Source organism: Luteolibacter arcticus (assembly GCF_025950235.1).
Classification (GTDB): domain Bacteria; phylum Verrucomicrobiota; class Verrucomicrobiia; order Verrucomicrobiales; family Akkermansiaceae; genus Haloferula; species Haloferula arctica.
Map to the genome: position 1 here is coordinate 238403 of NZ_JAPDDT010000003.1, position 24635 is coordinate 263037.

Here is a 24635-nt window from a genome sequence, read left to right on the forward strand (position 1 = left end):
TCCCCGCCAAACTCGCTGTAATCGGTCACGAATGATCGTCCTCCGGCGTTTTCCTTGACCGGTCCGGCCCGTCCCTTAGCGTCGCCGCGATTTTCCGACGGCCCCATGAATATCCACGAATACCAGGCGAAGGAGCTTTTCGACCGCTTCCAAGTACCGAGCCCGCAGGGCAAGGTCGCTTCCACCCCCGAAGAAGCAGCCGCCGCCGCGAAGGAATTCGCCGGAGCGAAGCTGGTGATCAAGGCCCAGGTCCACGCAGGTGGCCGCGGCAAGGGTCACTTCAAGAATGGCTTCCAAGGCGGCGTCCATCTCATCGAGTCGCCCGAGCAGGCCTCCGAGTTCGCGAGCAAGATGCTCAATGAAACCCTGGTGACCGTGCAAACCGGCGACGCCGGCAAGCTGGTCCGCAAGGTGATGATCGCCGAGGCCGTGGACATCACCCACGAGTACTACCTCGCGATCCTCATGGACCGCACAACCTGCCGCCCGGTCATCGTCGCCTCCACCGAAGGCGGCATGAGCATCGAGGACGTGGCGCACAACACGCCGGAGAAAATCATCCGCCAGTTCGTCCACCCGCTCCTCGGCCTGCAGGGCTACGAGGTCCGCAAGCTGGCCGCCGCACTCGGACTTTCCGGCGACCTCGGCAAGCAATTCGGCAAGCTGCTTTCCAACCTCTACAAGCTCTTCATCTCGCTCGATTGCGCGATGCTCGAGATCAATCCGCTGGTCACCACGCCCGACGGCCGCCTGCTCGCGCTCGATGCCAAGTTCGGCTTCGATGACAACGCGCTCTTCCGCCACCCGGAGATCGTCGCCATGCGCGACAAGGAAGAGGAAGATCCGCGCGAAGTCGCCGCTTCCGAATACGACCTCAACTACATCGGCCTCGACGGCAACATCGCCTGCCTCGTCAACGGCGCCGGCCTCGCGATGGCCACCATGGACATCATCAAGCACTACGGCGGCGAACCGGCCAACTTCCTCGACGTGGGGGGTGGCGCTTCCAAGGAACAGGTCACCGCGGCCTTCAAGATCATCCTCGGCGACCCGCAGGTGAAGGGCATCCTGATCAACATCTTCGGCGGCATCATGGACTGCAACGTCATCGCCGAAGGCGTGATCGCCGCAGCCAAGGAAACCGGCCTGCCGATCCCGCTTGTCGTCCGCCTCGAAGGTAACAACGTCGATGCCGGCAAGGCCACGCTCGACGCCAGCGGCCTGAACATCGTCTCCGCCAGCACCATGTCGGAAGGTGCCCAAAAGATCGTGGCAGCCGTCGCCTGACGCGCTTACCGGTGTCCCGCTATGAATGGAATCGGCATTAAAGAAGCAGGCTTCACGGGATACCCGGCGCTCGACATCGCAGCGACGCGCAAGTTTTACGGCGAGATCATGGGCCTCAAGGAGGGCATGGTTCTCGAGCACGAAGGGAAGGTCGGCTGGGTGGAATTCGAGATTCCCGGCGGCCATACCCTCGCCATCGCCCAGGCGAACGAGCAGTGGCAACCGAACGCTGGCGGCGGCGGCCTGGCCTTCGAACTCGAAGACCTCGACGCCGCAGTGGAAAAACTGAAAGCCGCAGGAGTGAAGGTCATCCTGCCGGTTCAGGATTACCCGATCTGCCGCATGGCGCTGATCGCCGACCCCAGCGGCAATACCGTGGCCCTTCACCAGAAGAAGCCGAACCACCCCGAGTGTTCGCACTGAACCACCGAAGGCCGTGAAAGTCACCGAACTCGCATTCTCCTGCTACCCGGTCACCGACATGGCACGGTCCATCGCCTTTTACGAAGGCGTGCTCGGACTGACCAAGACCATGGACCACAAGATGGAGGATGGCAGCGGTCACTGGGTCGAATTCGACATCGGTGCCGGCACGCTCAGCCTCGGCAAGACTCCCGGTTGGGATCCCAGCCCGAGTGGTTGCACCGTGGGCCTGGAAGTCGATGACTTCGACGCCGCGGTCCTGCACATGAAGGACTCCGGAGTCACCATCAACATGGGTCCGATCGAAACCCCGGTCTGCCACATGCTCATGATCTCCGATCCCGACGGCAGTCCGCTCATCATTCACAAACGCAAGCCCGGCCACGCCTGAAGGCGTCCCATTCACTGAGGGCTTCCCTTATCCCCTTTCACCGATCACTTCCCCACAGTTCCGTTATGGCCATCCTCGTTGACGAAAATACCAAGCTCCTCGTGCAGGGCATCACCGGCAGCTTCGGCGCGCGCCACGCGCAGTTGTCCCTCGACTACGGCACCAAGCTCGTCGCCGGCGTCACGCCGGGCAAAGCGGGCCAGAAGTTCGCCAACGTCGTGCCGATCTTCGACACCGTCGAGCAGGCCGTGAAGGAAACCGGTGCCACCGCATCCGCCATCTTCGTCCCGCCGCCATTCGCCGCCGATGCGATCCTTGAAGCGGTCGATGCCGGCGTCGAACTCGTCGTCTGCATCACCGAAGGCATCCCGGTCATGGACATGATGCGCGTGAAGGAAGCCATGCGCGGCTCCAAGTCCCGCCTGATCGGCCCGAATTGCCCCGGCCTTGTCACTCCAGGCCTTGGCGAAAAGTCGCACGGCGGCTGCCGCATCGGCATCACCCCGAGCCAGATCTGCAAGCGCGGCAATGTCGGCGTCGTCTCACGCTCCGGCACCCTCACCTACGAGGCCGTCTTCCAGCTCACCCAGCTCGGCTACGGCCAGAGCACGCTCGTCGGCATCGGCGGCGACCCGATCAATGGCACCAGCCACCTCGACGTGCTCGAGATGTTCAACAACGACCCGGAGACCGAAGCCATCATCCTGATCGGCGAAATCGGCGGCAACGCCGAGGTCGAAGCCGCCCGCTGGGCCAAGGAAAACTGCAAGAAGCCGATCGCTGGCTTCATCGCTGGAGCCACCGCTCCTCCAGGACGTCGCATGGGCCACGCCGGTGCGATCGTCGGCGGCGAAGAAGACACCGCGCAGGCCAAGAAGCGCATCCTCGCCGAGTGCGGCATCGCCGTCGCCGAAACACCGAGCGACATGGCGACCACGCTGCTTGAGCGCTGGGGCAAGTAACTGCCTCCAGACCGAACCACTCACAAAGAAGCCCGCCCCTTTCAAGGTGCGGGCTTTTTCTTTTTCGCGATTCACCCGGCCTCACAGGAGTGAATCACCCGACGGCCCGAACCCAGCAGCCGGAGGCCCGGACTGCGGCGGCCCGGCTGCCGCCCGAAGCCAGCAGCCCTGCTGCGGGGAAGCACCCGGGTGGCTTCCTTGCACCTCACCGGTCCAATGGAGGCAAGGTTCACGGATGGTCTCGTGTCCACGCTTCCGGAGTCCCTTCTGGGCTGGTCTTACCAACAACCGGTCCAAAAATCCGTTGCATCTCACTTCTCCAGCCCCAATGGGGCGCGATCCCTCAGCCCCGCCCAACGGGCGGGGTCTCCGGACCGAAGACAATGGCGGCCTGTAGGGCTGAGAGACGGGCCGAGGTCCGCGCCCGGTATGAAAGGGATACTGGCTTCGGGCGGCGGCAGGGCTGCCACAGTCCGGGTCTCCGACCACCATGGCGACCACCTCACTTCTTATGGAGCGCCGCCAAATCGGTATCCTCCTGCGCCGATACCCGCAGCGAGGCATCCATCTCAAAGGCCCGCTCCAAGTGCGACTCCGCCCGCTTCCGATCCCCCAGCACAGCTAGATAGCACGCGATGTTGTAATGAAACAACGGATCCTCGATCAACGTCGCCGGCCCCCGCAACAACCAGTCGCGCGCCGCGAGCGTGTCCCCCGTTTCATGCAGGCAGTAGGCCGCGTGAATAAAAAAACGCGCCTCCTTCGGCTCCTTCAAACACAGCAGCCGACCAGTATCCGCCGCTGCGTTCCAGCGATGCGACTCCATTTCCGCGATCAGCCGGAGTTCAAGCGCGTGGCGGCGCATCCGGTCCCTCGCGGAAAGCGAGGCGAGTTCCGACAAGGCCTCCTCCGGTAATCCCAGTTCCAGCCAGCCCAGTGCGGACCTCATGATCTGGAGGTCGTCCATTGCCGGGAAGCTACCCGATGGCTCCCGGCAAGGCAACTTCCCATTTCAAACGTCAAGGCCGGTTAACGGTCCGAGCGCACCCTCACAGGCTGCAATTCAGGCGTTTTGGAGAATTTCGCAGCACCTTCCCCGACCCGCTTGAGCAGGGCGATGAGGTAGGCATTGAGGAAGTATTCCTTCAGCAGCAGCTCGCGGGTTTCTCCCTTGGCGTTCTTACGGACAACTTTCATGATCTTTTGATTTCGATCCACGGATGGATTCCATCGATCAAGCGAAGCTGCACCGGGGTTTCGTGTCCGCATCCGAAAAGTTAGGCATGCACGCTTTTGATTTTCCGCGGAGGGCGCTTTACTCCGGGCGTGTCGCAGATTTCGCCGGAAACCAAGGAGCAGATCCTCGCCGCCACGGACATCGTGGCCTTGATCGAATCCTACATTCCGGTGAAGCGCGCAGGGGCTGGCTTCCAGGCCCTCTGCCCCTTCCACAACGAGAAGTCGCCGTCCTTCAACATCAACCCGGTCCGCCAGTTCTTCCACTGCTTCGGCTGCAAAAAGAGCGGTGACGCGATCACCTTCGTCCGCGAATACGAAAACCTCACCTACTCCGACGCCGTCAAGAAGCTCGCCGCGCGCGCCGGGATCACGGTGAAGGAGGAAGCCGTCGATCCGAAGGAGGACCGCGCACGGCGGCATCGCGGGCGCTTGCTCGACTTACATCGCGAGACCTCGGAATTCCTTCACAAGATGCTCCTGACCCGCCCCGGCGAGCATGCGCGGGATTACCTGAAGTCACGCGGTTTCGGGAAGGAGATGGCGGTCCGCTGGCAGCTCGGCTGGATGCCGGAAAACCAGGAGGTGTTCATGAACTGGGCACGCACGACGAGCTTCAAGCGCGGCGAGTGGATCGACGCCGGCATCTTCGTGGAAAAGGACCGTGGAGGCATCTACGTGCGCTTCCGCGACCGGCTGATGTTCCCCATCCGCAACGAGCACGGCGACGTGATCGCCTTTTCCGGCCGCCAGCTCCAGCATGACCCGAACAGCGGAAAATACATCAACTCTCCGGAGACACCGGTCTTCAAGAAATCGAACGTGCTGTTCGCCCTCGAACGCGCCCGCAAGGCGATCCTGAAGGAGGGCGCCGTCTTGCTCTGCGAAGGCCAGATCGACGCGATCTCCTGCCACGAGCAAGGGATCGAGCACGCCATCGCGCCGCTCGGCACCGCCTTCACGCCGAACCACGCCAAGCTGCTGCGCCGCTACGCGAAGACCGCGCTGCTCTGCTTCGATGCTGACAAGGCAGGCTTCACCGCCGCGGAGCGGGCCTACCGCGAGCTCGCCCTCGAGAACATCGCCGTTCGCGTCGTCCGCATGCCCGCCGGTGAGGACCCGGATTCCTTCATGCAGAAGCACGGCGCGGACGCATTCCGCGAGCAACTCGCCGGGGCGGTGGACTTCTTCGATTTCAAGATCGACCAAGCCGCCGCCGCCGGTCTGCTCACCGATCCGCAGCAGCGTCTGGCATTCGCCAGGGAATGCACATCCTTGCTCTCTCTGATCCCCGATGCCGTGACTCGCGAGGGGATGATCCAGCACGTCGGCACCCGACTGAATGCCGGCACCATCGAGCTCCGCGACGCCGTCTTCCGCACCGCGCGGGCGGCGAAGAACAAGCCCCAGCCGATCGACCGCAACGCGCCTCCCGAGCCGGAGAAAATCGAAGGCATGGCGATCGATCCGACCGTGTCCTACCTCTGCAGCCTGGCGCTGCACTCGGGCGTGGCGCAGGAGTGGCTGGCCGAGCAATTCGAGACCCTGCACGAGGCCGCCGAATACCTTGAGGGCGTGTCGTTGCTGGAGGAGATCCTCTCAGCACGCCCCGATCCCGCCTCGCACGTCTCGGTGAATGCCTTCCTGGGCGACCTCACCGAGCCTCAGCGGCTCGCCTTGACCGCGGATCCGACCTTCCACGACGACCCGCCGGAAGACCCGGTGAGCGCCGCGGAGTCCGCCTTGGGGGAAATCTGCGCGAAGGCGCTGCACCGGCGCGACGCGGCGATCAAGGCACGCCTGAGCCAGCAGGGCCTTGAGTTCGGCGAAATGAACCGCTTGCTCAACGAGTCGAAGTTGGTCGCCGAACTGCTCAAAGGTGTCGGACAGAGGTTCGTTTTCAGTGACCGTTTCGCCCCGAATCGCAAGCCTCCTCCCAAGCAATTTCCTCGTAAAACTCCTTAACTCTCAAGGCCCGAAATCAATCCTTGACGGGCTACTAGACGCTCCGAATATTCCCGCCCGCTTCGGACCCCGGTCCGCTTGCGCTATAATGGGAGAATTTTGTCCTGAAACTCCCTCCATTCATTCTGTCCATGTCCACCAAGAAAGCCGCTTCCGCTGCCAAATCGAAGGTCACCAAGCCGACGTCCAAAGCGAAACCCGCGCCCGCCAAAAAGCCAGCTCCGACGAAAGCCAAGCAGCCGGCCGCGCCCGCGAAGACCGCCAAGAAGCCGGAAGCCAAGACCGTGGCCAAGAAGCCCGCTCCAAAGGCCGCCGCTCCCGCCAAGCCAGCCCCCAAGGCTGCCGCCCCTGCCAAGGCCCCGGTGAAAGCCGCCGAAGCGCCAAAGAAGGCTGCGCCGGTCGCCGACAAGAAGCCCGAGCCGAAGAAAGCCGAAGGCAAGAAGGGCGACTCCAAGGCCGAGGCCAAGAAGGTCGATGGCGTGGCCACCGAAGCCCCGGCCCGCGCCGATGGCGACAAGCCGCGTATCGATACCCCGGAGATCCAGGAAAAGATCCGCGAACTCATCAAGCTCGCCAAGGAGCAGGAGTACCTCACCTACGACGACATCAACGAGATCCTGCCGAACGACCTGGTCGAACCGGCGGACGTTGAGGCGATCATGGAGCGACTCCGTAACATGGAGTTCGACATCATCGACGCCTCCGAGGTCGACCGCTTCAAGGACAAGAAGCGCGACGCCGACGACGACCTCGAAGATGACACCAAGGACCAGAAGCTCGACATCCTCGACGACCCGGTCCGCATGTATCTCAAGCAGATGGGCCAGGTCCCGCTGCTGACCCGCGAGCAGGAAGTTGAAATCTCCAAGCGCATCGAAGACGCCGAAATCGAGGTCGCCAAGCAGCTTCACCTCTTCGGCTTCGTTTCCGAGTGCTACCTGGAGCTCGCCGACAAGCTGCTCAAGGGCAAGGAGCGCTTTGACCGCGTGATCCTCGACAAGAAGATCGAGAGCCGCGAGCGCTACATGAAGATCCTCCCCAAGCAGTGCGAGCAGCTCAAGCAGCTCCACGAGGAGAACGAGGATCTCTTCCGCCAGATGTCCGCCAAGAACCCGCGCGGCAAGAAGAAGCTCGAAGAGCAGTTCGAGAAGAACTTGCAGACCCTTCACCGCCTCTACACCCGCTTCTACTTCAAGCAGAAGGTCGTCGAGGACTTCTGCGAGCAGGTGGAGGACTACCAGCAGAAGTTCTGGAAGTATGGCCGCAAGGTCCAAGCCGATCCGGAGGACAAGGAATTCGTCACCAAGCTCCGCGAAGTCCAGCAGCGCTGCTGGCATGAGATCGAGCAATTCGACGAGACCAACAAGCGCCTCCGCCACTGGCTCAAGGAAGCGCTCAAGGCGAAGACCGAGATGGTCGAGGCCAACCTGCGCCTCGTGATTTCGATCGCGAAGAAGTACACCAACCGCGGCCTCTCCTTCCTCGACCTCATCCAGGAAGGCAACATGGGCCTGATGAAGGCGGTCGAGAAATTCGAATACCGCCGCGGCTACAAGTTCTCGACCTACGCCACCTGGTGGATTCGCCAAGCCATCACCCGCTCGATCGCCGACCAGGCCCGCACCATCCGTATCCCGGTGCACATGATCGAGACGATCAACAAGCTGATGCGCGTGCAGAAGCAGCTCGTGCAAGAATACGGCCGCGAACCTTCCCCGGAAGAAATCGCCGAGGAAATCCACCTGCCCGTCGAGCGTGTCCGCGCCGTGCTCAAGATGGCCCAGCAGCCGATCTCGCTGCAGGCACCCGTGGGCGACTCCGACGACACCTCGTTCGGTGACTTCATCGAAGACAAGAGCGCCGACAACCCGATGGAGGAAGCCGGCTTCTCGATGCTCAAGGACAAGATCAAGGACGTCCTCGACACCCTCACCGAGCGCGAGCGCGAAGTCCTCGAGCAGCGCTTCGGCCTCAAGGACGGCTACAGCCGCACGCTCGAGGAAGTCGGCCGCCAGTTCCAAGTCACCCGCGAGCGTATCCGCCAGATCGAAGCCAAGGCCCTCCGCAAGATGCGCCACCCCACCCGTATCCGGAAGCTCGAAGGATTCATCGAGCTCCCGGGCGCGTAAGCCACGCAACGCTTTCCAAGAAAAGGCCGGCCTCTCTCACGAGGCCGACCTTTTTCTTTGGCACATCTAGAGCGACGCGTCCCGCCTGCAGCTGCGCACCTCGCATGTAGCGGCGCGTCTACCTGTCCTCCGTAGCCTTGGCGAAGGAGGATGAGTCGCACTTCAGCGGCATCAGCCGCATCCTTGTGCTGGCGAATACAAGCCTCTCGATGCAGCTTCCCGCCGCCGCCGGTCCGTCCTCGCGCCGCACCCCAACATCACGGCCCCCTCTTCGTCCCAACGGGACGACTCATAAAAGCCCGGCACGCAGTGCCGGGTAAATGCACCTCGAGCACCGCGTCACAACGTGACGCCTCATGCGTCTAGTCTAACAGTCTCAATCCGCGCACGGCTCCGAGACCTTCACGCATAAGCCCGTGACCCGTAACCATTCAATCTTCAGGGGCCTTCGATTCCGATTCCGACTCACCCGACTTCGGCGGCTCCCATACATGATAAGTCAGCTGATACACTCCATCGATGGGCGCGACATAGAATTCACAACCCTCGGAAGAACTACAATTGGGAAGATAATCGACCGTCCAGTATTCTCCCTTCTGCTTCAGTGCTGATCCAACACGGAACTCACGACAATCGAATCGAGCCTGACAAAAATCCCTGAACGACATCTCAAAGTATCGTTCGATGTTCGCCACGGAGCCGGTGCTCCAGCACCCGCGGGCTTTGTCAAAATCCCCAGCTTGAACCGAGGTCACAAAGTTCCTCACAACATCTCGAGGGGTCTCTCGGTTGCCATCCCATTTGGGAAAACGGGTCGAGAATGCCAGCGCCAACAATAGCCCGAAGATCAGAATGACTGTTCTTGGTCTCCTCATATTCACTCCAACTCTCGCTCGGTGAAATCACTCTTGGGCGCGGGCTTGTCAGAGGGCGAGACCCTCTTGACCTCCGCCTCCTTCAACCTCTCCCGCTCCTCCTCCGGCAATCCCCTCTCCCACTCCGCCGCAGCAGCCGCATCCTTCTTCTCCCACGACTCCTTCAAGCGACGCAGCATCGCAGCACGGAGCGTCGTATCACTGAGGCGCGCGATCATGCCATCGGCTGACTCATGAATGCCAAGTCCTCGCTCGATGAGCACCCCCGCGAAGACATCAAAGCGAGGACCTGCCGGCTGTTCAGCGACCCAAGCTTGAGCATCATCCGAATAAAATTCGCTCCAATCATCAAATGACTCGAGCATTCCCTCGGGAACCTGATCGCCTGGATTCCGCTCCACCCACGCCTGCATGACCTCACCGCCGTCCCTTTGTCCTGTGGTAATCAGAAGCCAGGATACGAGTGCCTGATCCAGCGCGGCGCGGTCGTCCGGGGAAACCTTCAGCTCTGACAATGTTGAATAAGCGCGCATCGGATCGTCATCACCCTCTCGCCTGAGCAACCCCTTCCACAGGGCCATCGCCTCTCCATGAGGTGAATCCGCCGCCCGGGCGAGCAGGTCAGCGCGACCCTCCGGAACGCCTTCACGTCGGGCGTAGCTTTCTAACACATTTTCCCGAATCTCGGCATCCACCTTGGCGAGACGCCGTTCGAATTCGGCGGGATCGCTCTCCGCAAGCGCTACCAGTGCTTTCTCCCGGTAGGAGTCGAGGTATTCCGCGATCACTTCCGGAACTTCGCCATCCAACCAATCCAACGCTGCGACGGGATCATGTTCCAACCAATGATCCATGGCGTCGTCCACGTCACCCTCGCCTTCTTCCGTCGGATTTCCGACCAATGAACGAATCAAAGAACTCCCGCTGCGCCGGGCTAGTATCTTCAGCACCATCTGGCGCAACAGCAGCGGCACATCCCTGTCGTAGTCTGTCTGATCGAGCGACTTCAGCTCCCTCAGCCACGCCTCGAGATCCGCAACCGGAGCTTTCTCCAGCAACCTCAGGGTGTCGTCGCGCAGCTCATAGTCCACCCTCGGTGCCGGAGATGCCTCCCAGCGCTCCCTCACTTTCTCTTTCGCTTCCTGCCACGAGCGGGCACCCGCGACATCCCGCGTCAGGCTACCTCTGAAGCCCGCCTCAAATCCTGCTGTGGGGTGACTCGGCGAACCGCCGTCGCGATCCCGCGCGCCGGCGGACCTTCTCGCCACTTTGTGACCCGCAGCGAACGCCACCGCGATCCCGGCAACCATCAGCCCTTGCAACATGGCCCTGCGCTTCATCGTTCGTCCCCGGTAGCCTCCTCCGCCTCCTCCCGCGCATCCTCTTCCTCTTGCGCCGCTTTCCCCTCCTTCTCCCAGATCAAGGAAGCCGCCTCGGCCGCTTCGGCATCCACTTTCGCCCACTCCTCAGCCAGCGTATTGCGGGCGCAATAGTATCTCACGTAGGCCCGGGGATGGAGATCCGCGGCAGCTAGAAACGCGGCCCGCGACTCAGGTGAACCGGCGGCCTTGCCCGCACGGGCTCTGCACAGCAGCTCCGCCACCTCGCAGTTCTCATCATCCAGCCGCAGCACCTCCTTGAAGGCAGTCTTGTCGTCCCGATCCGAAAGACTGGCGACCAGCATCTCAGCAACTTCTCCCTGCACGGTCTGGGTGCAGTTCCAGATTCCCCCGTCCCTGCTCACCGCCTTCCAAGCCGCCACTCCGCCACCCTGCTTGATCCACGCCGCGATAACCGCCTGCCGTCGCCACGAAAACCCCTTCGGATCCCTCGCCTTCGCCGCCGCATTCGCCGCCACCGGATCAAGCTCCCCCCAGCGATAGAAAAGCATCTCCGCCAAATCCCCCGACTGCATGTTCGGTCGCGGCCGCGCCTCCAGATCCCCGACCGCGGCCTTCACCTCTTCCTCGGTGAACGACCGAATATGCCGCCAATGCTCCCGTACATCGAGCGATCCATCGATGACCGACTGAACGAACCCGCGCGCTGTAGCCGACCCCGCCGCCCTCGCCTCCGGTGGCCTCTCCCTGACCTTCGTTGCAGTGCTAACACCCCGTTCCGCATCCGCCACCGCCGCGTCATCCCTCACCGAGCCCCACCAATACCCCGCACCCGCACCAGCAGCCAAAACCATGGCCGCCACGAACCAAGCGTGGCTAACAGCATCTGGCTTTCGAGGGGAGTACATAGGAGAGCGAACCAGCCGGTCCAAAAGATGTCGGAACCTTAAAGACTCCGAATCCCACAAGAATATTCACCCGAACCGCTTTGCAAAGGTCGCTTCTGGCCCGCGCCCTTGGACTGCGGTGACTCGTCGCCGCTTTCATGCAGGCGACTTGTCGCCGTGAAGCGCCCTCCGGCTGCCTAAGCCTGCCCGAAGCCAACCAGCGAACAATCCGGAAATCCGCAGCAACTCACTCCGTCATCTGTCCGAAAAAAAGTGAGACATCCCCCGGAAGAATACTCATCTTCCTCCTATCCCTCCCAGAATCCGATGACATCCCCGCTCATCCCCCTCCTCGCCACCCTCCTTCTTGCCCTCTGCCCGGCTTTCGGCGGCCCGGCGTTTTCCAAGTTCGTCAATCCGAACTCAAACGTCAGCAACGGCTCCTTCGGTCAATCCGTCACCCTCCTCAGCACGGGGAATGTCGTCATCACGGATCCGACCGTCGATCTCGGCGGCGAAGCCAGGGGCGCAGTCTATCTCTTCAATGGAGCCACCGGCGCGCTGATCAGCACACTCCGCGGCGCGGCCGACTATGATCAAATCGGCAGCGGTGGGGTCAAAGCGCTCACCAACGGAAACTTCGTGGTGATCAGCCCGGCTTTCGATGGTTATCGGGCTGCGGCCACCTGGGGCAGTGGCACCCTCGGTGTCAGTGGCGTCGTCTCCGCCGCCAACTCCCTGCTCAATTCCGTCCCATACGCCGTCGACCTGGAGGTCTTCCCCCTCACCAATGGCAACTATGTGGTGACCAATGACGAATGGAAGAACGGAAGCCTGGGTGCCGCCGGCTCCGTCACTTGGGGAAACGGCACCATCGGCGTGAAAGGAGTGATCTCCACGTCGAACTCGCTGACCGGCTCAGACCTCCTCCACCAGGTTGGTCTTGAGATCACCCCGCTCACCAACGGGAATTTCGTGGTTTACAGCCGCTTGCAAGGCGACAGGGGGGCGTCCACCTGGGTGGATGGCACCACCGGGTTGATCGGCACCGTGTCGGCCGCGAACTCGCTGGTGGGATCCAACAGCGGGGACCAGGTCGGCGAGGAAATCACCCCCCTCCCGAACGGAAGCTACCTGATCAGGAGTGCCAACTGGGACAACGGCTCCGCCACCAATGCCGGAGCGGTCACCTGGGCAAGCGGGACGTCCGGCATCACGGGAACCATCTCCGCGTCGAATTCCCTCATTGGCTCAACGGCCGACGATTTCGTCGGTTATCAAGACCCTCACATTCTCGCGAACGGCAACTACCTCGTCCCAAGCATGTGGTGGCACGGCAGCGGCGGTGCAGTACACACCGGCGCCGTCACCTGGGGCAGCAATACCAGCGGCGTGACCGGCATGGTCTCCGCTGCGAATTCCCTCGTAGGCACCGCCGCCTATGATGGCATTGCAGAGAAGCCCCTCATCGAGCTCCCCAGTGGCGACTACTTGGTCCAATCGCCCGATTGGAACAATGGCGCCGTGGTCGACGCGGGGGCGGTGACCTGGGGCAGTGGCTCCAGCGGCGTCAAGGGTGTCGTCTCCGCCGCCAATTCCCTCGTGGGCACGCTTCATGAGGACAAGGTCGGCCACGACGGGCCGGAGAACAAGGGGGTGACCGTCCTGAGCAATGGCAACTACGTGGTGTGCAGCCGCTATTGGAAGGCGAAATCCGGCGCGGTCACTTGGGCAAATGGCACCACCGGCCTGGTCGGGGCGGTTTCCACGGCGAACTCCCTGACCGGCGAAGTGGAAACCTATTGGGTGGGCACAGATGGCGTCGTCGCCCTGACCAATGGCAACTACGTCGTGTGCAGCGGCCTGTGGGGTCCCGGTGGCGAGGGTGCGGCCACCTGGTGCAATGGCATGACCGGGACGACCGGCCTCGTCTCCTCTGCCAATTCCCTTGTGGGACGAGGAGGAGCGGATTTTGTCGGAAGCCAAGGAGCGGTCGCGCTCGCCAATGGAAACTATGTGGTGATCAGCCCGTCTTGGGACGACGGCATCTTTCCCGGACCTGAGTATCTGGGTGCCGTCACCTGGGGAAACGGCTCTACCGGCACTACCGGCCCCGTGACGCCGGCGAATTCCATGACAGGAAGCCAGCACAACGACATGATTGGCTACGATGGCGTCGTCGCCTTGCCGGGAGGAAACTACGTGATCAGGACTTCCTTCTGCCGCAATGGCGCTGTCATCAATGCCGGTGCGGTCACCTGGTGTTCGGGAAGCGGACCCACCTCGGCCGTCCTTTCTCCGGCGAATTCGCTCATGGGATCCACAGCGGATGATCGGGTCGGCCAGCAAGAGATCAGCATCCTCTCCAACGGGAACTACCTCGTCTTCACGCCGGAGTGGGATGCCGGTGCGGTCACGAACGTCGGTGCCGTCACCTGGTGCTCCCAGGCAACCGGCAAGTCCGGCGTCATTTCCTCCGCGAATTCACTCGTGGGCTCCACCACCGGCGACCGCGTCGGCGGGACCGGCTACGGCCACATCACCCTGGCTAACGGAAACTACGTCGTTCGCAGTTTCGCCTGGGACAATGGCGCGATCACGGATGCCGGGGCCGTCACCTGGGGAAATGGCACCACTGGGGCGACCGGGGCCGTCTCCGCGCTGAACTCGCTGGTGGGTACCACCGTCAACGAGGGGCTGGGATTGGAGGTTTCCAATGACGCCTACACGCCCTCCACCCCGGGGCTCCTCGCGCTTCCAGGGGGAAACTATCTCGTGCGCAACAGCCTGTCGGCTCCTACGGCGGCGGAACGATGGAAGCGCGTGGCATGGGGCGATGGCAGCACCGGCCTGACCGGCTCGCTAAACATTGGCAACTGCGTCACCTCTGCCGCCCAGGGCATGAATCTGCGAGAGGCCATCATCGATGCACCCCAGGGTAATTTCATCATCCCCATCACGAAGGACTACACCTCCTCGGCAAACGCGGTGATCGTCGGCTCGCTCGCGGATGGCTTCGGCCCGCCCGGCGCGGTGCAGTCGGACGCCGATATCGAACAGCCGCCGGGCACCCCACGATCGCCGGGCACCGGCACGGTCGCCTTCGGCACGCTCGTCACGGGTCAGGAGTCCACGCTCACCTTCGCCCTCGTCAATCGTGGCGGCCTCCCTCTTACCAGCATCTCCGGCAGCCTCTCGGGCACGGGTGCCGCTGCCTACACCATCCTCTCCCTGCCCTCCTCCGTCCCCGCGCGGAATGTCGCTTATTTCACCGTCAAGTTCACCAGCACCACGGCCGGCTCGAAACCCGCCACCCTCCGCATCACCAGCTCGGATCCGAACGAAAGCCCCTATGACATCAGCCTGACAGGCACCGTCGTCGCTCCCGCACCGGAGATCGCCGTGGAAAAGGATGGTGCCAACGTGGCTGATGGCGGCAGCGCCGGCTTCGGACTCGTCTCCCTGGGCGGTAGCAGCGACATCACCTTCACCATCCGGAATTCCGGCAACGCGGACCTCGTCCTGAGCGGATCTCCGCGCGTCGCGGTCACCGGCACGAATGCCGCTCAATTCGTGGTCACCTCCATGCCCGCCTCCCCGGTCGTCCCCGGTGGCAGCACGACCTTCACCGTGCGGTTCACCCCTACCAGCTCGGGACCCAAGAGCGCGGCCCTCAGCATCCCTAACAATGACGCCAACGAAGGGCCCTACGACATCCCCCTCACTGGCACCGGCGCCGTCCTCACGGGAGATGCACTCGATTACACGGCAGTGACATGGACCACCGGCGGCGATGCCTCGTGGGCAGGACAGACCTCCATCCATCACGATGGCCAGGACGCCGCCGCCAGCGGGACCATCTCGCACGGCCAGGAGTCGTGGATGCAGGCCACCTTCACGGAGCCCGGCACACTGTCCTTCTGGTGGAAGGTTTCGTCGGAAGAAAACTATGATTACCTGTCCGTCCTCGTGAATGGCAGCGAACTCGAGAAGATCTCCGGCGAAAAGGCGTGGGAGAAGAAGACCATCGTCCTGGGTGCAGGAAACAACACGATCCGCTGGCGTTACTACAAGGATGCAACCTCCAGCGCGGGCTCTGACAAGGGCTGGGTGGATCAGGTGGAGCTCGTCCCGCAGGCTGCCGAAATGGCGGTGGACCAGGCAGGTGCGAATCTCGCCGACGGGGGAGCTTTCGACTTCGGACCGATGATGACCGGACAAGGGAGAAACGTCGATTTCACCATCCGGAATTCCGGTAGCTCCGCACTCCTGCTCACCGGCACACCGGTCGTCTCCATCACGGGCACCGATGCCTCGTCGTTCACCGTCGTCGCACCACCGGCGTCCACCAGCGTGAGTGGTCTTGGCGGCAGCACTCCGTTCACCGTACGGTTTACCCCCGGCTCCACCGGTGCCAAGACCGCCACGCTCTCCATCCAGAACAATGATCCGGATGAGAATCCATTCGACATCATCCTCACCGGCACCGGCACTCCCTTCGTCTCCCTCGGAAATGCACTCGACTACACGGCAGCCACATGGACCACCGGCGGCACCACTCCGTGGACGGAACAAACGGCGGTCCATCACGATGGCCAGGACGCCGCCGTCAGCGGGACCATCCCGCACCTTCAGGAATCCTGGATGGAGGCCACCTTCGACGGCCCCGGCACGCTGTCCTTCTGGTGGAAGGTATCGTCGGAAGAAAACTACGATTACCTGTCCATCCTCGTGAACGGCGGCGAACTCGATAAGATCTCCGGCGAAAAGGCGTGGGTGAAGAAGACCATCGTCCTGGGTGACGGAAACAACACCGTCCGCTGGCGCTACTATAAGGATCGCAGCGCAAACAACGGCTCCGACAAGGGCTGGGTCGACCAGGTCGAGTTCCTCTCCCTGGGCGCCGAAATCGCCATCGACCAAAACGGCATCGATCTCGCCGACGGGGGCAATTTCAACTTCGGATCCGCGGTGGCCGGGCAAGCGAAAGACCTCGTTTTCTTCATCCGGAACCCGGGAAGCTCCGCGCTCCAGCTCACCGGCTCGCCGACGGTCGCCATCGCGGGCACCGATGCCTCGTCATTCGCCGTCATCGCCCACCCGGCAGCCACCAGCGTGAGCGCATCCGGGGGCACCACGCAGTTCACCGTGCGCTTCTCGCCCGGCTCCTCCGGTGCCAAGACCGCCACGCTCTCCCTGCCTAACAACGACCCCAACGAAGGCCCCTTCGACCTGACCCTCACTGGCACGGGCATCACCGCCGCCGATGCCTTCGCCACCGCCATGACCCAGGCAGGCCTCACCGGGAACGATGCCTTGGCCACCGCCGAGCCGCGTCACGACGGCATCAGCAACCTGCTGAAGTATGCCTTCAACATCGACCCCTCGTTACCCTCCGTCGTTCCGCGGACACTGGTGCCCGCCACCGGCACCTCCGGTCTCCCGGCCATCCAACTGATCGGCACCGGTCCCGATGGCACGATCCGCATCGAATACCTCCGCCGGAAAGGCAGCGGCCTCATCTACACCCCGCAGGTCTCGGACACCTTGGCGCTCGCCTTGTTCCAGCCCACCACCGCCGTCCCGCAGGTGACCTCCATCAACGCCACCTGGGAGCGCGTGATCGTCAGCGAACCGGTCAACCTCACCACCGCCCCGCGCAGGTTCGTGACGGTGAAGGTCGAGTTCCCCTGAGCCCCTTGTCCCTGTCTACTCCCTCCATGGACGCCGCCCATTGGCAGGAACTCGCCACGAAATTCTTTCCTGAGCTGGAACCCTTGGCCTTGTCCACCGCATCACCGGCGGCCTCCGACTCGCTGGAAAACCTCGCCTATCTCGCGGAAGAGGCACACCGCACCGGTGACACCGCCCTCTTGAACCGCATCTACCCCTTCGTTCGATGGTCGATCCGCAACACCGCCGACGACCGATTGAAAGGCTGGCTCGCCGATTGGTTCTTCGACCGCATCCTCCAAACCAAGCACGCGAAGACCGGCTGCCTCGACTATCTCGATTGGGGCGACGTCGACCTCCTTTGCTCGCACTTCACCGTCGAGCCGATGTTCGAAGACACGGAGAACTTCGAACGCCTCTGCAAGGAATGGAAGAAGCGCTGGTCCCGCAACCAGAAACTCCCCCACCCCGGGTTCGAATAGCGCTCCACCGCCGCCAAAGGGGCGCGATAAGGAGTGTCGACGTTCCGTCGAAACGGTGTGGACGGAACGTCCACGATCCTTATGGGGCGCCACAAGGCTCGAAGTACGAGACACACCGTAATTCCCCCGGGAACCCTCCAACTTCCCCTCAAACCGCAAAACCACCCGAAACTCGCGAAAATCGTCAGCCCGGGAATCCCTCCCTGCCTTTCAAATTTCGCGCCTTTTCGCGTTCTTTCGCGGTTGCATCAAAACGCGCTCGCCGGAATCCATCGCCCGCACCCGCGAGCGATGTCATCCATCCCGCCTCCCTCGTCACTGCTCCACGATCTGCTGCGCCACCGAGCCCTTCGACCGCAGCTTCAGGTTCAGCATCTCCACGCCCAGCGAGAAGGCCATGGCGAAGTAGATGTAGCCCTTCGGGATGTGGAAGTGCAGGCCCTCCGCCATCAGCGCGGTGCCGATGAGGATCAGGAAGGAAAGCGCCAGCATCTTCACCGACGGATGCTTCGACACGTAGGAGCTGATTGCACCGGATGACACCATCATCACGAGGACCGAGATGATGACCGCCAGGGCCATGACTGTCAGATCTTTCGCCATGCCCACCGCGGTGATGACCGAGTCGAGCGAGAAGATGATATCGATCATCGCGATCTGCACCAAGATCGCCCCGAAGGTGGCCACGGCTTTGGTGGCATGACCTTCCTCCTGCCCTTCGAGCTTGTGGTGAATCTCCTTGGTCGATTTCCAGATCAGGAAGAAGCCCCCGCCAAGAAGGATGAGATCCTTCACGGAAATCCCGAGCTTACCGCCGGACGCGGCGAGCGCCCTGACGACCTCCTCGCTGTACATCGCCTGATGGAGGGCCGGGTGAATCGGGATGAAGAAAAGAGGCGCGACCAATCCCATGATCCACTTGAGGGTGAAGAGCAGCAGCAGGCGCATTACCATCGCGAGGCCGAGGCCGATCAGGCGGGCCTTCTTGCGGTGCTCCTCTGGCAGGCGATCGACCAGGATCGAGATGAACACGATGTTGTCGATGCCGAGAACGATCTCTAGCAGCGTCAGCGTGAGCAGGGCTGCCCAAGCATCCGGGCTAGAATACCAAGGGCCGGAAATCTCCGGCATCGCCACATTCGCCGCCAGCAGGGAGAGCCCGGCACCCATGGAAGAAAGGCAATCGACAATCACGAGCGGGAGATAAACCGCTCCCCAAGCGGCTGCAAGCTCAGGGAACACTGAATTCCAGCGCGCGCTGCTTCATCTGGGTGGCCATCAGGTTCAGCGCGTTCGCCCGGGTCGGGGCCAGGTGCTCCTTCAGGCCGGTCTTATCAATGAAGGAAAGGTCCGTGGACAAAATCGCGTCCGGCGTTTCGCCATCGAGCACGCGCACGAAGAGCGCGATCATCCCCTTGGTGATAACCGAGTCGGAGTCGGCGAGGTAATGGACCTTGCCGTCGGAGATCCGGGCATCGAGCCAGACCTGCGACTGGCAGCCCTTGATCAGCTTGTCACCGGTCTTCATCTCCTCCGGCATGGCCGAAAGCTTGCGGCCGAGTCCGATAACGTACTCGTAGCGCTCCTGCCAGTCCGGGAAAAAGGACAGCTCCCCAAGGATCTCCTGCTGTTTGTCGGCGATGCTCATCGCGCCGACAGGGAAAGGCCGGAGGCCGGGGATTGCACGCGGAAAGTCACGTTCACGTCGGGGGGAATGATCACGGCGTGCCCAGGTCAATCCCGCTCCCGTCAAGGGACGGCGCGCTCCCGCCGAGGGCCGGACCGCCTCCCGGCAGCATCATCCCCTCTGAAAGCGGCGTCACCGCCCGCTTCGTGCGTGAGCCGAAGCCGAAGGCGGAGCAGGAACTCAGGCCGCAGGCGGCGACCAGCAGCAGGATGACCACAGGAAGCTTCATCGGCGGGGTTGTTGCGGCATTACACCCAAGGCACCGGCACCTTGACCGGGCACAGGCGGATTCCATGGCCGCGTGGTCTTGTCCGACACCGGCCCCACCGGCTTGTCGGCGGGCGCCGGACAAGCGGTCAGGCTCCCGCAGGCGAGCAAGATCGCCGCGAAACGGGCACGGTTCATCGGCGAGGCTGTTGGGGAAGCGCGCCGAAGGCACCGCCACCTTGGCCAGGCTGCGGCTTGTTCCACGGGATCTGGCTGGAGGTAGACGGCGGCGGCACCGGCTTGCGTTCGGTCTCCTTGTCAGCACAGGAAGGCGACAGCACGGCAATGGCAGCAGCGGCAAGAATCAGGCGCATGCCCGGAACATAAAAAAGCCTCCGCGGCTTGCAAGCACGCGGAGGCTGGGAAATTCAGGAATCTCGAACGATCAGTTGGTCGCCGGGTTGGCGAGGATCACGCGGTCGCCCGGTTGGATGCGAGCACCGGCAGCGACGGTCTCGCGGTCGATCTCGGCGATCGTCTGGGAAGGCTCGATGGCGGACGGCTGGACTTCAGCGATCAGGCGGCCATCGCGCTTCACCAGCAGCTTCGTCTGCGGGGTGAAGCCGGTGTTGCTGCCGGCACCGATGATGACGAAGCCCCAGTCCTCATTCACGGCGGTCACCACCGATTCCATGGCGTTCCGGCGCATGCGGGAATTGCGGCTGGCGTCGCGATCGCCAAGGCGGGCGATTTCAGCCTGGTTGGCCTCGACATTCTTCTGGGCGGCTTCGACCAGCGCTTGGACTTCGGCGAGCGCCTTGGTCTTGGCCTTCTTGTCTTCCTCCATCTTGACGACTTCGGCAGGCAAATCCTCAAGACTCACATCCACACCCTTGAGGGTCTCCATCGCCTTGGCGCGGATTTCCTCAAGTTGGGCGAACTTGACCTTCTGCTCCTCCAAGGTCGCTTCCACCTTCTTCGTGTCCGAGACGAGAGTGCGCTCCTTGCTCTTGAGAGTATCAATGGAGGCTTCGAGTTCGTCTTTCTTCTTGTTCGCCTCGTCCAAAGCGGCCAGCTCCTTCGTGAGCTCGTCATTCTTGTCGTCGCCCTCTTTGGTCTTGGCCTTGTTGGCGTCGATCGTGGCGAGCTTTTGCTCCTGCTGGGCCTTGAACTTCCCGAGGCTATCGTAGGAGAAGTAAGCGGCCCCGATGGTTACGAGGAGCGCGAGAACGTAAAAAATGGCTTTCATGCGGGTTTGAAGATCAAATGCTGGAAATCCGGGCTGGTATTACTTGTCGGCTTCACCGGCGGGGACCACGCGGTCGCCCACCATCAGGGTGGTTCCCTCGGCGAGCGAATCCGGCACGATCTCGGCGGCGGCGCGGCTGGCTTCCACGGAGCTGACGCGGAGCTTGGCGACCACGGCACCGTCACGGACGACGTTGAGCGGGGATCCGGAAACCACGCCGCTGCTGTTACCCACCGGTAGGGTCACGAAACCGTAGGCCGGGAAGATCGAGCTGATGCGGGTGGAGGAGAAGAAGGAGCGCTTGTTGGAGTAGTTGCTGTCCTTCGTGCGATAGCTGGCGATGACTCCTTCGGTTCGACCCTTCTCGCCGGTAAGGTCCGCGAGGCGGGCTTCGTTGGAAGCGATATCGTCTTTGAGCTGAGCCAGATCCTGACTGGTCTGCTTGATCTTGCCGACCATCTCATCGATGGGACCGAGTTCCGCGAGACCTTGCTCAGCCGTCGAGATCTTCTTGGCGTTGGAATCTGCCAGAGTTTGTTTCTCGGCAAGGGCGCTCTCTAGGCCGCTGTTCTTCTTTTGCTGGGCGGCCTGCTGCTCAGTCAGGGAGACGTTGGTTTCGTCGGTGGACTTCCGGTCGGCAGCTGTACTGGTGTACTGCTTCGAGAGGTCATCGAACCGGGCGACGGACTTGGCGAGGCGAGTTTCCTCGCCCTTGCGTGCCTCGATTTCCGCTTCATACATTGATCGGTTCTTAGAAGCGATGAAGGCGGCGGCAGCGAGGACAATGGCAGTTAGGATGGCAAATACGTTGGCCATGGGGTTTTGACAGGTGACTGGTTGGGTCTTGTTCTAAGGCGCAAACTAGGGACGCACGCTTGGACCCCGCAACACCAAATTTCGCGATTGTGTCACGTGGATTTACAAAGGATGCACAGGGCATCAACCGCCTACCGATGAATTCCGTCCTGCGCGTCTTTTCTTACCTCCGTCACTACCCCGGGCTCGCCACCGCTCAGCTTTTCTGCGCCGTCGGGATGACCCTGGCCGTATTCGTTTTCCCGAATGCCACCCGGCACGTGATCGACACGATCATTCCGAACCCGGCGCGCCACGGTGAATTCGGCATCTGGATCGGAGTGGCGCTGGTGGGTTTCCTGATCAAGGACGGGCTGAATGCCCTGCGGATCTTTATCAACAACACCTTTGAACAAAAGGTCATCTACGACATCCGCTCCGAGCTCTACTCCAAGATCCAGCGGCTGCCGCTGCGGTGGTTCGACACCCGCCGCACTGGCGACGTGATGACTCGTGTGGTCGAGGACGTGACGAACATGGAGCGGGTGCTGATCGACGGCGTCGAGCAAGGCCTGGTGGCGGCGCTGCAGGTCATCGGGGTCGGGATTTTCCTCTTCTACTTGAATGCCAACGTGGCGTTGTGGGCCACCCTGCCGGTGCCGCTGCTGGCCGTGGGCGCGTGGATCTACTCCACTCGGGGCCGGGACCGCTACCGGAACCAGCGCGACGCGTCCTCCGACCTCAATGCCATCCTCCACGACAACATTTCCGGCATACGCCAGATCAAGGCCTATGCCGCGGAGGAGGCCGAGCACGACCGCTTCAATCGCTACTCCGAAGCGCTCCGCCAGGCCACCCTGCGGATGATGAAATGGTGGGCCATCTATTCGCCGACGATGTCGTTCGTCCGGATGACCGGCTACGTCTTCGTTCTCGCGGTGGGCGGCCGGGCGGTGATGGACGGCTCGCTGAAGATCGGCGATTTCACCGCCTTCTTCCTGTCGCTGTCGCTCTTCTACGAGCCGATCGACCGCCTCAATGGCCTGAACCAGATGATCCTCTCGGGCCGCGCCGCAGCGGACCGGGTGTTTGAAATCGTCGATTCCGAAGACGAGCCGAATGCCTCCGGTGGCGCGGAACTGCCGGAGAAAATCCAAGCTCACGTCCGCTTCGAGAATGTCTCCTTCGCCTACGGTGAGCAGCCGACCCTGCACGAGGTCGATCTCGAAGCCCGGCCCGGCCAGACCATCGCGCTGGTCGGCACCACGGGCGCGGGCAAGTCCACCGTCCTGTCCATCCTAACCCGCTTCTACGAGCGCGACAGCGGCTCGGTCACCATCGATGGCGTCGACATCGCCACCCTCTCGAAGGCCTCGTTGCGCGAACAACTCGGCTACGTGACCCAGGAACCCTTCCTCTTCAATGGCACCGTCCGCGAGAACATGGCCTTGGCGAAACGCGACGCGCCCGATACCGAAATGTGGTCCGCTCTTGAGGCCGCCCACGCCGCGGCATTCGTGAAGGCGCTGCCGCAGGGGCTCGACACCAATGTCGGCGAGCGCGGGGTGAAGCTCTCCGGCGGGGAAAAGCAGCGGCTTTCCATCGCCCGGGCGCTGCTGAAGAACGCCCCCATCCTGCTGCTGGATGAAGCGACCGCCTCGGTGGACAGCGAGACCGAGCGCCAGATCCAGAACGCGCTCGACCGTCTGATGCAGAACCGCACCGCCTTCGTCATCGCCCACCGGCTCTCCACCATCCGCAATGCCGACAAGATCTACGTCCTCGAAAAGGGCCGCGTGATCGAGGAAGGCACCCACGACGAACTCTGGGCGCGCGGCGGCAAGTACGCCGAGCTGTGCCGGAAATCTTTTCTTCACCAGCAAGAAGCAAATCCGGCACCGGATGTCGTTTCCATGCCGTGAAAACCACCTACGCTTCCCTGTTTCTCGCCGCCTCCCTGCCCGCCTTGGCCCAAAAGGCCGGCGATCAGGTCACCCCGGAAGCCCTCGGCAAGCTCGAATGGGTTCAAGGGACCGCCCCCACCGCATGGGAGCCGGGCAAGGTCTACGTCCTCGAATGCTGGGCCACCTGGTGCGGTCCCTGCATCGCCGCGATCCCGCATGTCGATGAGCTTTACGACAAGTATCAGGAGAAGGGCCTGCGCGTCATCGGCGTCAATGTCTGGGAAGACGGCAAGGACAAGGTCGCCGATTTTGTGAAGACCAAGGGCGACGGCATGTCCTACCCGGTCGCCTACACCGGCAAGGGCGGCGTCTTCGAAACCGAATGGCTGAAGCCGGCCGGCGTCCGCGGCATTCCCCACGCCTTCGTGGTCAAGGACGGCAAGGTCCTGCTGACCACCCACCCGATGCAACTCAGCGAGGCGGTCATCGAGGCCCTGCTCGCTGGCGGCGATGCGGAAACCAAGGCACTGGACGGCATCAAGGAGGCGCAGCGCAAGCAGGAGGAATCCGGCAAGGCAACCCAGGCATTCCGCCAGGCCGCCGCCAAAAAGGATGTCCCGGCCATGGAAGCAGCCTTCGCCGACCTCAAGAAGCTCGATCCTGAAAGCCGCTCGCTGCCGCTGCTCGAACTCGACCTCCTCATCGGCAAGGGCGAGTGGACGGCGGCCGAGTCCGCGCTGGCCAAGCTTTCCGACAATCCCATGGCAGGAATGGCCGTGACCACCACCGCGCAGAAGCTGAAGCAACTTCCCGACGCCCCGGAAAGCTTCCGCAAGGCCGTGACCACCAGCTTGGCCAAGCAACTGGAGAAGGGCGGCCACGCCGTGCAATTCCAGACCCTCGCCAAGCTCCAATGGGAGCTCGGTGACAAGGACGCCGCCAAGGCCAGCGCCAAGCGCGCCGTGGAGTGGACCAAGTCCCCCCAAGGCAGCAAGACGGGCATCCCCACCGCGCCATTCGAGAAGTTCTCCGAAGCCCTCGAGAAAGGCGAGATGCCGAGCGACGAGGAAATGAACGGCTGGCTGCGCGAGGCCATGCCCAACGCTCGTCCCGCGGCAAAGGTCGTCCCGAAGGAGGGCTGAT

21 protein-coding genes are annotated in these 24635 nt (G+C 62.6%); 10 read left to right on the top strand and 11 right to left on the bottom strand.

Translation table 11 applies throughout. The annotated features are described in order from the left end of the window. Positions 1 to 105: 105 nt before the first annotated feature. The 4 genes from sucC (at position 106) to sucD (ending at position 3063) form a co-directional block, all read left to right on the top strand. Positions 106 to 1287: an ADP-forming succinate--CoA ligase subunit beta gene (gene sucC / locus OKA05_RS09345; protein ID WP_264486865.1), complete on the top strand. Its 1182-nt coding sequence runs from the start codon at positions 106 to 108 to the stop codon at positions 1285 to 1287. Between the two features lie 21 nt (positions 1288 to 1308). Beyond that, complete coding sequence (locus OKA05_RS09350; protein WP_264486866.1) at positions 1309 to 1710, top strand: VOC family protein; 402 nt, start codon at positions 1309 to 1311, stop codon at positions 1708 to 1710. A 13-nt stretch (positions 1711 to 1723) separates the two neighbouring features. Further along, complete coding sequence (locus tag OKA05_RS09355) at positions 1724 to 2101, top strand: VOC family protein (protein ID WP_264486867.1); 378 nt, start codon at positions 1724 to 1726, stop codon at positions 2099 to 2101. A 65-nt stretch (positions 2102 to 2166) separates the two neighbouring features. Continuing rightward, positions 2167 to 3063: a succinate--CoA ligase subunit alpha gene (gene sucD, locus OKA05_RS09360; protein ID WP_264486868.1), complete on the top strand. Its 897-nt coding sequence runs from the start codon at positions 2167 to 2169 to the stop codon at positions 3061 to 3063. Between the two features lie 502 nt (positions 3064 to 3565). Here the strand turns inward: sucD and OKA05_RS09365 are convergent. Both OKA05_RS09365 and OKA05_RS09370 read right to left on the bottom strand, forming a co-directional pair. After that, entirely contained in the window at positions 3566 to 4030 is a 465-nt protein-coding gene (locus OKA05_RS09365) for a tetratricopeptide repeat protein (protein ID WP_264486869.1), read from the bottom strand. Between the two features lie 62 nt (positions 4031 to 4092). After that, positions 4093 to 4260 (bottom strand): hypothetical protein, encoded by a 168-nt coding sequence (locus OKA05_RS09370; protein WP_264486870.1) that lies wholly within the window; start codon positions 4258 to 4260, stop codon positions 4093 to 4095. A 129-nt stretch (positions 4261 to 4389) separates the two neighbouring features. Between OKA05_RS09370 and dnaG the strand changes: the two genes are divergently transcribed. Together dnaG and rpoD are read left to right on the top strand one after the other, a co-directional pair. Further along, the gene (gene dnaG / locus OKA05_RS09375) at positions 4390 to 6264 is read left to right on the top strand and encodes a DNA primase (protein ID WP_264486871.1); all 1875 of its coding nucleotides are present in this window, start codon (positions 4390 to 4392) and stop codon (positions 6262 to 6264) included. 131 nt (positions 6265 to 6395) lie between these two features. Next, complete coding sequence (gene rpoD / locus OKA05_RS29280; protein ID WP_319800646.1) at positions 6396 to 8393, top strand: RNA polymerase sigma factor RpoD; 1998 nt, start codon at positions 6396 to 6398, stop codon at positions 8391 to 8393. A gap of 877 nt (positions 8394 to 9270) precedes the next feature. Here rpoD and OKA05_RS09390 read toward each other — a convergent pair. Both OKA05_RS09390 and OKA05_RS09395 read right to left on the bottom strand, forming a co-directional pair. Then, positions 9271 to 10608: a hypothetical protein gene (locus OKA05_RS09390; RefSeq protein ID WP_264486872.1), complete on the bottom strand. Its 1338-nt coding sequence runs from the start codon at positions 10606 to 10608 to the stop codon at positions 9271 to 9273. Next, positions 10605 to 11516: a hypothetical protein gene (locus tag OKA05_RS09395; protein WP_264486873.1), complete on the bottom strand. Its 912-nt coding sequence runs from the start codon at positions 11514 to 11516 to the stop codon at positions 10605 to 10607. Before OKA05_RS09395 ends, OKA05_RS09390 begins: the two co-directional genes overlap by 4 nt. Positions 11517 to 11822: 306 nt before the next feature. Here OKA05_RS09395 and OKA05_RS09400 point away from each other — a divergent pair, with 306 nt between their 5' ends. Beyond that, positions 11823 to 17189, top strand: a complete 5367-nt coding sequence (locus OKA05_RS09400) for a choice-of-anchor D domain-containing protein (protein ID WP_264486874.1) — start codon at positions 11823 to 11825, stop codon at positions 17187 to 17189. Positions 17190 to 17215: 26 nt separating this feature from the next. Next, complete coding sequence (locus tag OKA05_RS09405) at positions 17216 to 17650, top strand: hypothetical protein (RefSeq protein ID WP_264486875.1); 435 nt, start codon at positions 17216 to 17218, stop codon at positions 17648 to 17650. A 315-nt stretch (positions 17651 to 17965) separates the two neighbouring features. Here the strand turns inward: OKA05_RS09405 and OKA05_RS09410 are convergent, their stop codons facing one another. From OKA05_RS09410 to OKA05_RS09440, 7 genes are all read right to left on the bottom strand, one after another. After that, entirely contained in the window at positions 17966 to 18781 is an 816-nt protein-coding gene (locus OKA05_RS09410) for a TerC family protein (protein WP_343226959.1), read from the bottom strand. 100 nt (positions 18782 to 18881) lie between these two features. Then, positions 18882 to 19298: a SufE family protein gene (locus OKA05_RS09415; protein WP_264486877.1), complete on the bottom strand. Its 417-nt coding sequence runs from the start codon at positions 19296 to 19298 to the stop codon at positions 18882 to 18884. A 70-nt stretch (positions 19299 to 19368) separates the two neighbouring features. Then, positions 19369 to 19566 (bottom strand): hypothetical protein, encoded by a 198-nt coding sequence (locus OKA05_RS09420; protein WP_264486878.1) that lies wholly within the window; start codon positions 19564 to 19566, stop codon positions 19369 to 19371. Then, the gene (locus OKA05_RS09425) at positions 19563 to 19742 is read right to left on the bottom strand and encodes a hypothetical protein (protein ID WP_264486879.1); all 180 of its coding nucleotides are present in this window, start codon (positions 19740 to 19742) and stop codon (positions 19563 to 19565) included. Before OKA05_RS09425 ends, OKA05_RS09420 begins: the two co-directional genes overlap by 4 nt. Then, complete coding sequence (locus OKA05_RS09430) at positions 19739 to 19918, bottom strand: hypothetical protein (protein WP_264486880.1); 180 nt, start codon at positions 19916 to 19918, stop codon at positions 19739 to 19741. The genes OKA05_RS09425 and OKA05_RS09430 overlap by 4 nt, the downstream gene beginning before the upstream one ends. 71 nt (positions 19919 to 19989) lie before the next feature. Then, entirely contained in the window at positions 19990 to 20793 is an 804-nt protein-coding gene (locus tag OKA05_RS09435; protein ID WP_264486881.1) for a hypothetical protein, read from the bottom strand. 39 nt (positions 20794 to 20832) lie between these two features. Then, positions 20833 to 21609: a hypothetical protein gene (locus OKA05_RS09440; RefSeq protein WP_264486882.1), complete on the bottom strand. Its 777-nt coding sequence runs from the start codon at positions 21607 to 21609 to the stop codon at positions 20833 to 20835. 137 nt (positions 21610 to 21746) lie between these two features. Between OKA05_RS09440 and OKA05_RS09445 the strand changes: the two genes are divergently transcribed. Both OKA05_RS09445 and OKA05_RS09450 read left to right on the top strand, forming a co-directional pair. Further along, positions 21747 to 23510: an ABC transporter ATP-binding protein gene (locus tag OKA05_RS09445; protein ID WP_264486883.1), complete on the top strand. Its 1764-nt coding sequence runs from the start codon at positions 21747 to 21749 to the stop codon at positions 23508 to 23510. After that, complete coding sequence (locus OKA05_RS09450; protein ID WP_264486884.1) at positions 23507 to 24634, top strand: redoxin family protein; 1128 nt, start codon at positions 23507 to 23509, stop codon at positions 24632 to 24634. The genes OKA05_RS09445 and OKA05_RS09450 overlap by 4 nt, the downstream gene beginning before the upstream one ends. Position 24635 lies beyond the last annotated feature (1 nt).

What these genes read in the sequence shown, in the direction of transcription:
- sucC (WP_264486865.1), top strand. Translation starts at nt 106, where the DNA reads ATGAATATCCACGAATACCAGGCGAAGGAGCTTTTCGACCGCTTCCAA.
- OKA05_RS09350 (WP_264486866.1), top strand. Translation starts at nt 1,309, where the DNA reads ATGAATGGAATCGGCATTAAAGAAGCAGGCTTCACGGGATACCCGGCG.
- sucD (WP_264486868.1), top strand. Translation starts at nt 2,167, where the DNA reads ATGGCCATCCTCGTTGACGAAAATACCAAGCTCCTCGTGCAGGGCATC.
- OKA05_RS09365 (WP_264486869.1), bottom strand. Translation starts at nt 4,030, where the DNA reads ATGGACGACCTCCAGATCATGAGGTCCGCACTGGGCTGGCTGGAACTG.
- OKA05_RS09370 (WP_264486870.1), bottom strand. Translation starts at nt 4,260, where the DNA reads ATGAAAGTTGTCCGTAAGAACGCCAAGGGAGAAACCCGCGAGCTGCTG.
- rpoD (WP_319800646.1), top strand. Translation starts at nt 6,396, where the DNA reads ATGTCCACCAAGAAAGCCGCTTCCGCTGCCAAATCGAAGGTCACCAAG.
- OKA05_RS09390 (WP_264486872.1), bottom strand. Translation starts at nt 10,608, where the DNA reads ATGAAGCGCAGGGCCATGTTGCAAGGGCTGATGGTTGCCGGGATCGCG.
- OKA05_RS09395 (WP_264486873.1), bottom strand. Translation starts at nt 11,516, where the DNA reads ATGTACTCCCCTCGAAAGCCAGATGCTGTTAGCCACGCTTGGTTCGTG.
- OKA05_RS09400 (WP_264486874.1), top strand. Translation starts at nt 11,823, where the DNA reads ATGACATCCCCGCTCATCCCCCTCCTCGCCACCCTCCTTCTTGCCCTC.
- OKA05_RS09405 (WP_264486875.1), top strand. Translation starts at nt 17,216, where the DNA reads ATGGACGCCGCCCATTGGCAGGAACTCGCCACGAAATTCTTTCCTGAG.
- OKA05_RS09410 (WP_343226959.1), bottom strand. Translation starts at nt 18,781, where the DNA reads ATGCCGGAGATTTCCGGCCCTTGGTATTCTAGCCCGGATGCTTGGGCA.
- OKA05_RS09415 (WP_264486877.1), bottom strand. Translation starts at nt 19,298, where the DNA reads ATGAGCATCGCCGACAAACAGCAGGAGATCCTTGGGGAGCTGTCCTTT.
- OKA05_RS09420 (WP_264486878.1), bottom strand. Translation starts at nt 19,566, where the DNA reads ATGAAGCTTCCTGTGGTCATCCTGCTGCTGGTCGCCGCCTGCGGCCTG.
- OKA05_RS09425 (WP_264486879.1), bottom strand. Translation starts at nt 19,742, where the DNA reads ATGAACCGTGCCCGTTTCGCGGCGATCTTGCTCGCCTGCGGGAGCCTG.
- OKA05_RS09430 (WP_264486880.1), bottom strand. Translation starts at nt 19,918, where the DNA reads ATGCGCCTGATTCTTGCCGCTGCTGCCATTGCCGTGCTGTCGCCTTCC.
- OKA05_RS09435 (WP_264486881.1), bottom strand. Translation starts at nt 20,793, where the DNA reads ATGAAAGCCATTTTTTACGTTCTCGCGCTCCTCGTAACCATCGGGGCC.
- OKA05_RS09440 (WP_264486882.1), bottom strand. Translation starts at nt 21,609, where the DNA reads ATGGCCAACGTATTTGCCATCCTAACTGCCATTGTCCTCGCTGCCGCC.
- OKA05_RS09445 (WP_264486883.1), top strand. Translation starts at nt 21,747, where the DNA reads ATGAATTCCGTCCTGCGCGTCTTTTCTTACCTCCGTCACTACCCCGGG.